The organism is Erythrobacter fulvus (assembly GCF_028595285.1).
Lineage (GTDB): Bacteria > Pseudomonadota > Alphaproteobacteria > Sphingomonadales > Sphingomonadaceae > Erythrobacter > Erythrobacter fulvus.
In genome coordinates this window covers 548,704-561,147 of record NZ_JAQQXQ010000001.1, presented here as the reverse complement: position 1 = coordinate 561,147, position 12,444 = coordinate 548,704, and the positions used below count along the sequence as shown (strand labels likewise).

Annotated in this window: 16 protein-coding genes and 1 tRNA gene; 13 read left to right on the top strand and 4 right to left on the bottom strand. The window is 64.0% G+C overall.

What is annotated here, in order from left to right:
• The first annotated feature begins 242 nt into the window (after window positions 1-242).
• Window positions 243-1,463: a DUF418 domain-containing protein gene (locus OIK40_RS02730; protein WP_273675982.1), complete on the top strand. Its 1,221-nt coding sequence runs from the start codon at window positions 243-245 to the stop codon at window positions 1,461-1,463.
• Window positions 1,464-1,528: 65 nt separating this feature from the next.
• Window positions 1,529-2,089 carry a hypothetical protein gene (locus tag OIK40_RS02725; RefSeq protein ID WP_273675980.1) on the top strand — a complete coding sequence of 187 codons (561 nt, stop codon included), beginning with the start codon at window positions 1,529-1,531 and terminating at the stop codon, window positions 2,087-2,089.
• 21 nt (window positions 2,090-2,110) lie between these two features.
• On the opposite strand, the gene OIK40_RS02720 is transcribed toward OIK40_RS02725, so the two are convergent.
• Genes OIK40_RS02720 through aroA form a run of 4 tightly spaced genes read right to left on the bottom strand, consistent with a single transcriptional unit; the run spans window position 2,111 to window position 5,323 of the window.
• Window positions 2,111-2,734: a (d)CMP kinase gene (locus OIK40_RS02720; RefSeq protein ID WP_273675978.1), complete on the bottom strand. Its 624-nt coding sequence runs from the start codon at window positions 2,732-2,734 to the stop codon at window positions 2,111-2,113.
• Entirely contained in the window at window positions 2,731-3,744 is a 1,014-nt protein-coding gene (locus tag OIK40_RS02715) for a proline iminopeptidase-family hydrolase (protein WP_273675977.1), read from the bottom strand. Before OIK40_RS02715 ends, OIK40_RS02720 begins: the two co-directional genes overlap by 4 nt.
• Window positions 3,741-4,010: a CBU_0592 family membrane protein gene (locus OIK40_RS02710; RefSeq protein ID WP_273675976.1), complete on the bottom strand. Its 270-nt coding sequence runs from the start codon at window positions 4,008-4,010 to the stop codon at window positions 3,741-3,743. Before OIK40_RS02710 ends, OIK40_RS02715 begins: the two co-directional genes overlap by 4 nt.
• On the bottom strand, window positions 4,007-5,323 hold the full coding sequence (gene aroA, locus OIK40_RS02705) for a 3-phosphoshikimate 1-carboxyvinyltransferase (RefSeq protein ID WP_273675974.1): 1,317 nt from the start codon (window positions 5,321-5,323) through the stop codon (window positions 4,007-4,009). Before aroA ends, OIK40_RS02710 begins: the two co-directional genes overlap by 4 nt.
• A 175-nt stretch (window positions 5,324-5,498) precedes the next feature.
• Here aroA and OIK40_RS02700 point away from each other — a divergent pair, with 175 nt between their 5' ends.
• From OIK40_RS02700 to rplS, 11 genes are all read left to right on the top strand, one after another.
• Entirely contained in the window at window positions 5,499-5,840 is a 342-nt protein-coding gene (locus tag OIK40_RS02700; RefSeq protein WP_273675973.1) for a TIGR02300 family protein, read from the top strand.
• Between the two features lie 88 nt (window positions 5,841-5,928).
• A tRNA-Ala gene (locus OIK40_RS02695) sits at window positions 5,929-6,004 on the top strand.
• Between the two features lie 122 nt (window positions 6,005-6,126).
• Window positions 6,127-7,575 carry a signal recognition particle protein gene (ffh, locus tag OIK40_RS02690; protein WP_273675972.1) on the top strand — a complete coding sequence of 483 codons (1,449 nt, stop codon included), beginning with the start codon at window positions 6,127-6,129 and terminating at the stop codon, window positions 7,573-7,575.
• A 63-nt stretch (window positions 7,576-7,638) separates the two neighbouring features.
• Window positions 7,639-8,124: a 30S ribosomal protein S16 gene (rpsP, locus tag OIK40_RS02685; protein ID WP_273675970.1), complete on the top strand. Its 486-nt coding sequence runs from the start codon at window positions 7,639-7,641 to the stop codon at window positions 8,122-8,124.
• An 8-nt stretch (window positions 8,125-8,132) separates the two neighbouring features.
• Window positions 8,133-8,633: a ribosome maturation factor RimM gene (gene rimM, locus OIK40_RS02680; protein WP_273675969.1), complete on the top strand. Its 501-nt coding sequence runs from the start codon at window positions 8,133-8,135 to the stop codon at window positions 8,631-8,633.
• A 4-nt stretch (window positions 8,634-8,637) separates the two neighbouring features.
• A complete protein-coding gene (locus OIK40_RS02675) occupies window positions 8,638-9,183 on the top strand; it encodes a glycine-rich domain-containing protein (protein WP_273675967.1) in 546 nt (181 codons plus the stop codon).
• Window positions 9,183-9,986, top strand: a complete 804-nt coding sequence (locus tag OIK40_RS02670; protein WP_273675966.1) for a TIGR04222 domain-containing membrane protein — start codon at window positions 9,183-9,185, stop codon at window positions 9,984-9,986. Before OIK40_RS02675 ends, OIK40_RS02670 begins: the two co-directional genes overlap by 1 nt.
• A 22-nt stretch (window positions 9,987-10,008) precedes the next feature.
• The gene (locus tag OIK40_RS02665) at window positions 10,009-10,962 is read left to right on the top strand and encodes a carbon-nitrogen hydrolase family protein (RefSeq protein ID WP_273675965.1); all 954 of its coding nucleotides are present in this window, start codon (window positions 10,009-10,011) and stop codon (window positions 10,960-10,962) included.
• A complete protein-coding gene (locus OIK40_RS02660) occupies window positions 10,950-11,276 on the top strand; it encodes a hypothetical protein (protein WP_273675963.1) in 327 nt (108 codons plus the stop codon). The genes OIK40_RS02665 and OIK40_RS02660 overlap by 13 nt, the downstream gene beginning before the upstream one ends.
• A complete protein-coding gene (gene trmD, locus OIK40_RS02655) occupies window positions 11,273-12,016 on the top strand; it encodes a tRNA (guanosine(37)-N1)-methyltransferase TrmD (RefSeq protein WP_273675961.1) in 744 nt (247 codons plus the stop codon). The genes OIK40_RS02660 and trmD overlap by 4 nt, the downstream gene beginning before the upstream one ends.
• Window positions 12,013-12,381 carry a 50S ribosomal protein L19 gene (rplS, locus tag OIK40_RS02650; protein WP_273675959.1) on the top strand — a complete coding sequence of 123 codons (369 nt, stop codon included), beginning with the start codon at window positions 12,013-12,015 and terminating at the stop codon, window positions 12,379-12,381. Before trmD ends, rplS begins: the two co-directional genes overlap by 4 nt.
• Window positions 12,382-12,444: the final 63 nt, after the last annotated feature.

The window sequence follows — 12,444 nt, the reverse complement described above, 5'->3', positions numbered from 1 at the left end:
GGGTCTTTCTCCGCTTCCCAGGCACCATTGCCGGGGCTGGCGGGGCAAGAGGCAGACTTCTGCGCGCGGCCCCATGCCGACATGCAGGTTCTTTCAACCAGATTTGATTTCGAGAACGGGGGCGCCCCTAGGTGAGAAGCGCCCCGAAAGCAAGGAAAATGGGGAATCCCGGTCCATTTGCCAGCCGCGGGATCAGAGGGTATCCGTCGATCAGGCCCGTCATGGGCGGGGGGGGATCAATCATGCAGGCACCACAGCCGATTGCGGTCGGCGACCGCATCGCGGCGATCGACATCATCCGGGGCTTTGCCCTGTTCGGCGTGCTCTGGATGAACCTCTATGAGCATCGCGGCCTGATGATGCCCAATGATGCGCTCGATCACTTGCCCACCGCGCGGCTTGATTACTGGGTCGGATTTTTGTCCGAATGGCTGATGCGCGGAAAGGCGCAGGCCCTGTTTTCTTTGCTGTTCGGCTTCGGCTTTGCCAACATCATCGACAGATTGAAGGCACGCGGTGCCTCCCCGGCAATATTCCTGCGACGGACCGCCATTCTGCTGGTGTTCGGCCTGATCGATGTCTTCCTGATGTGGGTCGGGGATATTCTCGCGGCCTATGCCGTCATGGGATTTGTTCTCTACCTGACCCGCAACTGGTCCACCCGCATGCTGATCCTTGTCGGTTTGCCTGTCGCGGTTCTGGGGACGCCGGTGCTGGAACTGGCAATGCGTCTGTTGATGGGCGGGGAGGCCTGGTGGCTGCGATTATGGGAGGAGGGGGCAGCGATCAGAGCCGATCTGGCGATGAGGAACGACTACACGGCTTTTGTCGCCGAATTGTGGCGCAGCACCTGGGTTGAATGGTGGCTGACGCCTGCGGTCCTGCCCTATCTGGCGCAGATCATCGGCCGTTTTCTGCTGGGCAGCTGGATCTTTCGGCAGGGCTGGTTGGGCAATGTCTCCGGCCATACCCGCCTTTTTGCAAGAACGACGCGCCTTGCCTTGCCCATCGGGCTGCTGATGTCCGGCTTCGTCGCCAGCGTGAAGTGGTTCGAATGGCTGCCGGTGTGGGTTGGCGCTACTGTTGACCAGGTGTCGATGCTGGTGCTCGCCTGCGGATATGGCGCTGCGATTGTGATGCTTCACCTTCACGGACGATTCACCCGCCTGTTCATCGGATTGCAGGCGGTGGGTCGCATGGCCCTTACCAATTACCTGATGCAGAGCCTGTTCTATGTCTTCGGGCTATACGGCTTTGGATTGGGGCTGATGTCCTATCTCGGCGCGACGGCGAGCCTGGGACTGGCGATCGCCTTTTTCGCCATGCAGATCGGTTTCAGCCTGTGGTGGCTGGCGCGATATCGCTTCGGTCCGCTCGAATGGCTGTGGCGCAGCCTGACCTATGGCGAGGCCCAGCCGCTTCGCAAGCCGGCCGGAACCGCGGCTGCCATGCCCGCAGAATAGCGGATTGTTAAGCATAGAAGGCTAGAAAGCGTGCATTCCCAATCCACTGTCAGGGTCTGCTCGCAATGATCGCATCGAGGAAAACCGCCCGTCTGCTTTTGTCGTTCCTGCCCGCTTGCGTGATGCTGAGTGCGTGCGCGGCCGGTGACGATAGCGGAACCTATGCCATGCCGCTGGCCGAGGCGAAGGCCAAGATTGCAGGCACCAAGGCATCCTATCAAACCGGGTCGCAGACGCGTTCCATGCGTTCTGCGGGTGCAGTCGCAGACGGCCTGAAAGTGAAATTGTCGAACGCTGGCACCTTCGGTTCATCCTGCATCGTCCGTTTCGAGGAAGTGGACGCCGAAAACACCCGCATCACGCCCGATTGCGGCGACACGGGAGCAGCGACCAGCGACGCTGCGGCGCAATTCTTCGAACTGGAGATCGCCGCGCTGGTCCGCCAGACGCTGACGGGAGAGCCCGTAGATGCGCAGAAGCTCGGCAAGGAAATGGCCGCGGTCGTGTCGCAAAGTCTGCCGCAGATGCAGGCAGAAGGGTTTGCCGCCAACGAAGAATGGGTAGAGCGCCAGAAAGAGGCTGCGATTCAGCGGGCTGAGGACAAGAAGGCCGGTTGGGCCGACTGACGATTGTCGGTGCGCTTTGCGCTAGCGTCCGGTCAGCGTGCGAACGGCCTCGATAGCCGCTTCGACCGCAGCGTCGCGGCCGAAATGCGTGGTGTCGATCACCAGTGCATCCGGTGCGGCACGCAAGGGGGCGTCGGCACGATTGATGTCGCGCGCGTCGCGGGCGACGATGTCACGCTCGATCTCTGCCAGCGGAATGTCGATTTCGCGTCCCGTCATCTCCAGCCAGCGGCGACGCGCGCGTTCCTGCACGCTGGCGGTGACATAGAGCTTCACCGGCGCCTCGGGCGCGATGATGGTGCCGATATCGCGCCCGTCGAGCACTGCGCCGCCGGGTTGCAGGGCGAAGGCGCGCTGGCGCTGATATAGCGCTTCACGCACGGCGGGATGGATCGAGACACGGCTCGCAAGCCCGCCGACATGTTCTGACCGCAAGATCTCGTCGGAGAGCAGCTCATCGGAAAAGTCGCAGGCGGCCAGCGCGTCGGCGGGATTGTCCGGATTGCCGCCGTTTAGTTCAACCTGCCGCCCGACGGCCCGATACAGCAGGCCAGTATCCAGATGCGGCAGGCCGAAATGCGCGGCCAGTGCCTTGGCAATGGTGCCCTTTCCGCTCGCGGTCGGGCCGTCGACGGCGATGATCATTGGCCGGCCTCGCGGGAATCGATGCGGTTCATCCAGTCGCGATAGATCGCCTCTGCCACGTCTGGGCGTTCGCTGATAAAGGCGTGGCTGCCGCCGGGTACCACCGCAAGCTCCGCTCCGGGCGTCAGCGCGACGAAATCCTGCACCGTATCTATCCGCGCCTCGTCATACTGGCCGACCACGAACATCACCTTTTTGCCATCGACCCGCGCAAGCAGCTGGGTGGCATCATAGGTCGCCAGCGAACCCGAGGCGCGGAACTCCGTCGGCCCCCACATTGCGTTGTAGACAGTCGCGTTGAACCCCTTGCCGCCATATCGCTGGCGATAGGCACGGGCTTCGGGGGAGGGTGCGGGACGATCGGGCCGCCCGTTATAGGCAGCATAGAATGCCGCTGTTGCAGGCTCACATACCTCTGCTTCGGGCGGAGATGCGCTTTCGCAGGCGCGGATCGTGGCCGCCACATCGTCTGGCAGGTCGCGGATCAAAAGGTTGGTGCCTGTGATCCAATGCGGGGTGGAAATGAACGTGCCGCTCAGCACCGCCGATGCCGTATGTTCGGGGTAGGCCGCCGCATATTCGAGCGCGAGCGCTGAGCCCCAGCTGTGACCGATCACGTGCCAGCGCTCCACGCCGAGCGCCTGCCGGATCGCCTCCAGCTCTGCGACGAAGCGTTCGACCCGCCAATTGGCGGGGTCTTCGGGCCGGTCGGACATGCCGCTGTCGAGCTGGTCGTAGAGGATGACCGGGCGCTGGTCGGAAAGGCTCAACAGACCGCCGAAGCCCAGATGTGTGCCGCCCGGGCCGCCATGGATGAAGATGGCGGGGGTTGCGCCTTCACCGATGGTGCCGTTGACCCGCGCCCAGACCTCTCCGCCTTCGACCGCGATGCGGTGTTCGGAGCTCGCCACGGACCAGTCTGCGGCCGGATCAGTCGGCAGCGCCGTCTGCGCCAGTGCGGGAAAGGCCAGCAGCGCAAGTACGGCGGTGACGAATGGCTTTGTCATCATCCCTGTTCTCCCTCGGGAACGCGGCCCCTCCATGCCCGCACCAGTCCGATGACGGCGATTCCGGCCCAGAAGAATTCGAGCACTAGGCTCGCCCAGTTGGTGTGATAGAGCAGCGATACCGTCAACAGCACGGCGCCGAGCAGGTTGGTGCCGTGCAGCAGGAACGGGTTGGTTGCTTTGGCCAGCGTCAGATAGGCATAGGCACCGATGATACAGGCCGTGCCGCAAAGGCCGACGAGGCTGGCCCAGTCGAGCGGGGTGTTCACGCCGTCGCCTCAGCCAGCAGACCCATGAAGGTGGGGAAGCTGGTGTTGATCGGCGAGATATCGTCGACTTCGACCCCGCCGGTGCTGACGAGGCCCGCCACCGCCATGCTCATGGCAATGCGGTGATCGAGCAGCGACTTGACGCGGGCATTGGCCGTGCCGCGCAGCGGCTCGCCGCCGGTGCCGTGGATGGAGAGGCCGTCTTCATGCTCCTCCACCTGCGCGCCCGCCGCGGTGAGAGCGGCGGCCATCGCGGCCAGACGGTCGCTTTCCTTCACCCGCAATTCGTCGAGGCCGCTGGTGCGGGTGGTGCCGCTGGCGATTGCTGCGGCAACGAACAGCACCGGGAATTCGTCGATCATGGCGGGGGCAATCGCGGGATCGACATCGATGCCGGAAAGCGGCGCATAGCGCACGCGAAGGTCGGCGACAGGCTCGCCGCCGACTTCGCGCGGGTTCACCTCCTTGATATCGGCACCCATCTGGCGCAGGACGTGAAGCAGTCCGGCGCGGGTCGGGTTGAGGCCGACATTCATGATGGTAAGATCGCTGCCCGGCACGATGCTGGCCGCGACCATGAAGAATGCGGCCGAGGAAGGATCACCAGGCACCACCACGTCGCAGGGCATGAGGTCGGCCTCGCAGTGTATGGCGATGATCTTCTCGCCATTCTCTTCGCCCACTTCAACCGTCGCACCGAAACCGGTCAGCATCCGTTCGGTATGATCGCGGGTGGGGACGGGCTCGATCACGCGGGTTATCCCGGGCGTGTTGAGCCCCGCCAGCAACACCGCGCTTTTCACCTGCGCGCTTGCCACCGGCAGGCGATAGGTGATCGGCACAGCTGGCGCCGCTCCGCGCAGCATCAGGGGCAGGGTGCCGCCTGCGCTGGCCTCAATGCTCGCGCCCATTTGCGTCAGCGGATCGATCACGCGCTTCATCGGGCGGCCCGAAAGGCTTGCATCGCCGATGAAGGTCGCGGTGATCGCATGGCTGGCGACAAGGCCCATGAGAAGGCGCGTCGAGGTGCCCGAATTGCCCATATCCAGCGCCTGCTTCGGCTCCAGAAGGCTGCCGACGCCCGCGCCGTATACCGTCCAGATGCCGTCCGCACTGCGTTCGATCTGCGCCCCGAAGGCGCGCATTGCGGCGGCCGTGGCCAGCACGTCCTCACCTTCGAGCAGGCCGGTGATCCGGCTTTCTCCGACGGCAAGGCCGGCAAACATCAGCGAGCGGTGGCTGATCGACTTGTCGCCCGGAACGCGGATCGTGCCCTTGAGCGGGCCAGTGTGAGCGAAGGTATGGCTGATCATCAGGCGGCGGTCTTTGACAGCGCCCCGCGCTTCTGGCAAGGCGCGCCGCGCGCGGGCCGACATGCTCTTGATAAAGAGCTTGCCGGAACCCACAATCCTGATCACAGCACCCGTGAATATCGCAAGTTTTCGCCCGCCCCCCGGCAAGGGGGCCGGTCTCTATTGAGGAACAATGATGGCAAAGCCCGAATGGGGTACCAAGCGTACCTGTCCCAAGTGCGGGGAGCGGTTCTACGATCTCGGCAAGGAAGATCCGGTCACCTGCATCGAATGCGGCGAGACCTGGACGCCCGAACCCGTGCTGAAGTCCAAGCAGCCGATTCCCTTCGAGGAAGAGAAGAAGAAGGATGTCGAGGCCGATGCCGATCTCGGCGGCGATGACGATCTCGACGATCTGGAAGATATCGAGGACATCGACGACGACGGCGATTCGCCCGACAACGACGTCGATCTTGGCGGCGACGATGACCTTGGCGTGTCCAAGGGCAAGGGCGACGACGAGGACGACGAATCCTGATTTTTACGCTTGCAATGGGAGGTCGGCCCTTATAATGGCCGCCTCCCGTGAGCAGGGCGCAACGCTCCGCTCGCATGATGACTGGCTCGGGGCCTTAGCTCAGCTGGGAGAGCGCAACACTGGCAGTGTTGAGGTCAGCGGTTCGATCCCGCTAGGCTCCACCAGTCACCACTGACAAAGTCGGGTTTCACAAGGGAAACTCGCAACGCTGGCCGACGAGGTTTCGTCCGCCGGCGTTTTTCGCGTTTACCGGGCGTCAGAGGCGCGCGGCAGGAGGAGGCAAGCGATGTTCGATACGCTGTCCGACCGGCTCGGCGGGGTCTTCGACAAGCTGAAGGGCCGCGGCGCGCTGCGCGAGCAGGACGTCCGCGATGCTATGCGCGAAGTGCGCATTGCCTTGCTCGAAGCCGATGTCGCGCTGCCAGTCGCCCGCCGCTTCATCGATGCCGTCACCGAAAAGGCTGTCGGGCAGGACGTTCTCAAGTCGGTCACGCCGGGCCAGCAGGTCATCAAGATCGTCCATGACGAACTGGTGGCGACACTGGGCGGGGCAGAGACCGAGGGCCTGAACCTCGATGCCAAGCCTCCGGTCGTGATCATGATGGTCGGCCTTCAGGGCTCGGGCAAGACCACCACCACCGCCAAGCTCGCCAAACTGATCCGCGAACGTCACGGCAAGAAGGCGCTGATGGCCTCGCTCGACGTCAATCGTCCGGCAGCGCAGGAACAGCTGGCGGTGCTGGGCGGGCAGGTCGATGTGGCGACCCTGCCAATCGTCAAGGGTCAGCAGCCGGTCGACATCGCGCGTCGGGCAATGGAAGCCGCACGGCTCCAGAATTTCGACGTGTTGCTGCTCGACACCGCGGGCCGCCTGCATGTCGATGACGCACTGATGGCCGAGATGAAGGCCGTCGCCAGCGTATCGGCGCCCAACGAAGTGCTGCTGGTGGTCGATTCGCTAACCGGTCAGGACGCGGTGAACGTCGCACAAAGCTTCTCGGGTGAGGTGCCGCTCACCGGCGTGGTGCTGACCCGGATGGACGGCGACGCGCGCGGCGGTGCGGCGCTTTCGATGCGGGCGGTCACCGGCAAGCCGATCAAGTTTGCAGGCACCGGTGAAAAGCTCGACGCGATCGAGGTGTTCCGTCCGGGTTCGGTCGCGGACCGGATTCTTGGCATGGGCGACGTCGTCAGCCTGGTCGAAAAGGCGGCCGCCACGATCAAGGAAGAGGACGCCGAAAAGCTCGCGCGCAACCTTGAAAAGGGCAAGTTCGACCTCAATGACCTTGCCATGCAGCTGCGCCAGATGCGCAACATGGGCGGGCTGGGGATGCTGGCGGGCATGATGCCGGGTATGAAGAAGGCCAAGCAGGCGATGCAGGCCAGCGGCATGGACGACAAGGTGCTGGTCCACATGGAGGCGATCATCTCTTCGATGACGGCCAAGGAACGCGCCAATCCCGACCTGATGAATGCCAAGCGCAAGAAGCGCGTTGCAGCGGGCAGTGGCACCGATGTGCAGACCGTCAACAAGCTCCTGAAGATGCATCAGGAAATGGCCCGCGCCATGAAGCAGATCAAGAAGATGGGCGGCCTCAAGGGGCTTGCCGCGATGTTCGGCGGCGGCGGGATGGGCGGTCCGATGGGGGGCATGGGCGGCGGTGCCGGTGGTCTTCCCGGACTTGGCGGCCCGGGCGGTTTGGGCGGTCTTGGCGGCCCAACACGCAAGAAATAGATTTTAGTTCAGTAAATTAAATTCGAATATTCAAATCAATTCTAATCGAAAGGTGTAAATTCCATGTCCATTTCCATCCGGCTTTCGCGCGGCGGAGCCAAGAAGCGTCCGTATTATCGCATCGTCGTCGCCAACAGCCGTTCGCCCCGCGACGGCAAGTATCTTGAGCAGATCGGCACCTATAACCCGCTGCTCGCCAAGGATTCGGGCGAGCGCGTGAAGCTCAACGAAGACCGCGCCCGCTACTGGATCGGCGTCGGCGCGCAGCCGACCGACCGTGTGGCCCGTTTCCTCGACACTGCCGGCATCGTGGAGCGTGCGGCCCGCAACAACCCGAAGAAGGGCGAGCCGGGCGAGAAGGCCAAGGAGCGCGCGGAAGAGCGTGCCGCCAAGATCGCCGAGGCCGAAGAAGCCGCACGCGCCGCTGAAGAAGAAGCCAAGGCTGCCGCCGCTGCGCCGACTGCCGAAGAAGCGCCCGCCGAGGAAGCCCCGGCTGCCGAAGCAACTCCGGCTGAAGAAGCCGCTGCCGAAGAGCAGACTGAAGGCTGATTGCAGGCATGACCAAGCCCGTCACCCTCGCCGCCATTGCGGGCGCGCACGGGGTGGCGGGCGAGGTGCGCCTAAAGCTGTTCGGGGAGGGCGTGGCGACGCTCTCGCGGCACAAGAGCTTCAATGACGGCGCACTAACCCTCGTGAAGATCCGCGAGGACGGTAAGGGCGGGGCGATTGCCCGGCTTGCCGAATGTTCGAGCCGGGCGGACGCGGAGAAACTCCGGGGTACCGTGCTGGCCGTTTCGCGCGACGCGCTCCCGCCGCTGGGCGAGGGTGAGTATTATCACGCCGATCTTCTCGATCTGCCGGTGGTAACCGATGCCGGGAATTTGGTCGGACGGGTGGTCGCGATCGAGAATTTCGGTGCGACCGACATTATCGAGATCGCCCGCGAGCCTGTGCCCGAAAAGGGCGCAAAGACCTTTATGGTACCGATGACTCCCGCCGCGGTGATGGAATGGGACCAAGATCGGCTTGTCATCGCGGAGGCCTTCGCCGAAGACTAGCGCCATGAGCGCGCTGGGAACCGAATTGTGGGGGCGCATTGCCGGCCATGCGATCGGCCCCTTTGACGCCTCGCTGACTTTCACCCTACGGCTTGCCCGCGAAAACCGCTGGAGCCTGCCCCATGCAGAGCGGGTGGTGGGCGAATACAAGCGTTTCTGCTATCTCGCGATGACCGCCGGGCACGAGGTTACCCCGTCCGATGCGGTCGATCAGGCCTGGCATCTCCATCTCACCTACAGCCGTGATTACTGGCAGGTTTTCTGCCCGCAGGTGCTCGGGGCGGAGCTCCATCATGGACCGACGGCAGGCGGGCCGGTGGAGCGCGAACGCTACTACCGCCAATATGCCGATACGCTCGCGGCGTACGAGACTGTCTTCGGTACGTCACCACCCGCCGATATATGGCCACCTGCCAGCAGGCGTTTTTCCGTCGACCCCCTTGGTGTGCGCGTTAACTTTTTCGATGTTATCGTCCTCAAACGCCGGGTCGCACTGGCGCTGGGTCTGCTCGTTTTCGTCGCGGGCTGGCTCACGGGAAGGATAATGTAATGCAGCTGTTCTCGTCATGGACGGGCGGCGACTTTCTGTTGTTTTACACGATACTGCTGGGTTTGGCCTTGGCAGCTTCGTGGTGGATCCCGTTCAATCTGCGTCCGGCCGGACGGCGAAGCGAATCGCTTGATGCCGAAAGCCTCGCAATGTTGGCGGGTGGGCGACAGCGGCTGGCAGAATCGGTCATCGCCGATCTCTACGCGCGCGGCGGGCTGGCCGCAGCCGGTGGCGGCAAGCTGACGGTGGTACGCAGCACTATCCCGGCAGGCGGTGCGGGCAAGGCGCTGCTCGCGCTCGACGGGAATTTCAAGATTGGATCAGCGCGCAAGGCTCTGGCTGTTGCCGCCGATCGGACCGCGGCGCGGCTCAGGCGTCAGGGACTGATCGCTTTCGACGACCAGATCAGCCGGATACGCTGGCTATCGGTCGCGCCTTTCGTGGTGCTTTTCGTGATCGGTGTCTATCGCGAGCGGGCCGGAAGTGCGCTGGGCGAGCCGACCGGTTTTCTGATCGCGTTGATGACGGCGACAGCGATCGCCGCGGTGGTCCGTTTCGCATCGCTGGACAACCGCACGGCGGGGGGGATCGAGACAGTCAACCGCATGGCTGACAAGGAAGCGCGGCTACGGCTTGCTCCGCGGCCCGAGGAGGCAGCTATGGCGGTGGCATTGTTCGGTACGGGTGTTCTGGTCGGCACGCCGTGGGAAGCGGTTCACGCGATGCGACAGCAGGGCAGCGGGGACAGCGGCTCCAGCGGTGACGGTGACAGCGGTGGTGGCTGTGGTGGTTGCGGGGACTGACTTGCGCGCGTAAGCGGCTGGCATGACCAAGCTTCCTGTCGCCGTCGTCCAAGCCGCACCGATCCCGCTCGATTTTGCGGGCGGTATCGACAAGGCCGTGCACCTTGCCCGCGCGGCGGTGGAGAGCGGCGCGAAGGTCGTCGCCTTCGGAGAGACCTTTCTGGGCGGCTATCCGCTGTGGCTGGACGAGGCGCCCGGCGCGGCGCTGTGGGATCACCCCGGCAGCAAGGCGCTGCACGCAATCATGCTTGAGCAAGCCGTGGTCGCCAATGACGAGCGGCTCTTGCCCTTGCAGGAACTGGCCGACGCGAGCGGCGCGATCATTTCGATCGGCGCACATGAGCGGGTGCGGCGCAGCCTTGTGAACAACCAGATGACCTTCCGCCCGGGCCTTCCGGTGCTCGATCATCGCAAGCTGGTGCCGACCCATGGCGAGCGCCTGATCTGGGCGCGCGGCGACGGCTCGACGCTGGGCGTGCATCAGGCTGAATGGGGCCGCGTCGGCTCGCTGATTTGCTGGGAGCACTGGATGCCTCTCGCCCGTGCGGCGATGCATAATCTGGGCGAGGATGTGCACGTGGCGGCTTGGCCGACAGTGCGAGAGAGCTATGCGATCGCCTCGCGGCACTATGCGATGGAGGGGCGCTGCTTCGTGCTGGCGGCGGGGCTGGTGCAGAAGCGCGACGATCTGTTCGACGGGTTGGAGCGGGTGGGCGGTGATGCGGCTGCTCTGGAGTTGCTGGAAGCGATCCCCGCCGAAGTGCTCAACCGCGGCGGCTCTCTGATCGCCGCGCCCGACACGCGCGTGATCGTGCAAGCGGGCGAGGGGGAGGAGACGCTGTTTGCCGAACTCGACCTCACCGAGATCGCAACGGGTCTGACAAGCCTCGACACCGACGGGCATTACGCGCGGCCGGATGTGTTTGAGCTGACCGTCGACACGCAGGCGAAGGATGGGGTCGAATGGCTGAGCTGATCTTTGCCGGGCTCGCCATCGCATTGGGCTTTGGCGTGATTGTCTCGGGGGTTTCCGCAGGGCTAGCGTGGTTTGCGGGTCTCCTGTTTCCCAAGGCCTACGAGCCGACTCTCGCGCTCGTTACGGCGGGGTTTGTCCCGGTAGGATTACTCGTGTGGAGCATCATTGGCTTCGCTGGAAGTGGCTGCTGTGAATCGGGTCCGGAAGCGCAAGGCCTACTGATCCTGATGGTAATGAATGCGGCGCTTCTTTTGGTTGTTTGGCCACTCGGCTATCGGCTCAACCTGTCGTTGATCGAAGGCTCGCGCATATGACCTTCGCCGCCACAGTCCTCACGCTCTATCCCGAGATGTTCCCCGGGCCGCTTGGGCACTCCATCGCGGGGCGCGCGCTGGCTGATGCCAAGTGGGCTTGCGAGACGGTGCAGATCCGCGACTTCGCCACCGACAAGCACCGCACCGTCGACGATACGCCTGCGGGCGGCGGGGCGGGGATGGTGCTGAAATGCGATGTGCTGGCCCGCGCGCTGGATTCTGCGCCTGCCGCTGGACGACCCATTCTCGCTATGACTCCGCGCGGGAAACCGATCACCCAACAGCGCATCCGCGAACTCGCAGCCGGCCCCGGTGTCGTCATCCTGTGCGGGCGGTTTGAGGGGTTCGACGAACGCCTTTTCGAGGCCCGGCCCGAGATCGAACAGGTTAGCCTTGCCGACATCGTGCTCTCCGGAGGCGAGATGGCGGCGCTGACCATCCTTGACGCTTGCATTCGGCTGCTTCCCGGAGTAATGGGCGCGCCTTCCAGCGGTACCGAGGAAAGCTTCGAAACGGGGTTGCTCGAATATCCGCATTATACCCGACCTCAGGAATGGGAAGGGCGCACGATCCCCGAAGTGCTGCGATCGGGGGATCATGCGAAGATCGCTGCATGGCGCAAGCTGCGTAGCGAGGAAGATACTCGGTCACGCAGGCCGGACTTGTGGGAGCGTCATGAGGGCGCTCGGGTCCAGCCTGCCTCTGGCGCGCGGCATGAAACGAAGGAATCGGACCAGTGAACCTGATCCAGCAGATTGAAGCCGAAGAAATCGCCAAGTCCGGCAAGGACATCCCCGAATTCCGCGCAGGCGACACCGTCCGCGTCGGCGTGAAGGTGAAGGAAGGCAACCGCGAGCGTGTTCAGAACTACGAAGGCGTCGTGATCGCCCGTTCGAACCGCGGCATGGGTTCCAACTTCACCGTGCGCAAGATCAGCTTCGGCGAAGGCGTCGAGCGCGTTTTCCCGCTCTACTCGCCGATCATCGAGAGCATTACTGTGGTGCGTCGCGGTGTCGTGCGTCGTGCGAAGCTCTATTACCTGCGCGGCCGCACCGGCAAGAGCGCGCGTATCGCCGAGCGCAAGGTTACCGCGCCCAAGGCGTAAGGCTTCAACAGCCAGCAATTTGCGAAGGGCGGTGCCGAAAGGCGCCGCCCTTTTCGTTTGCGC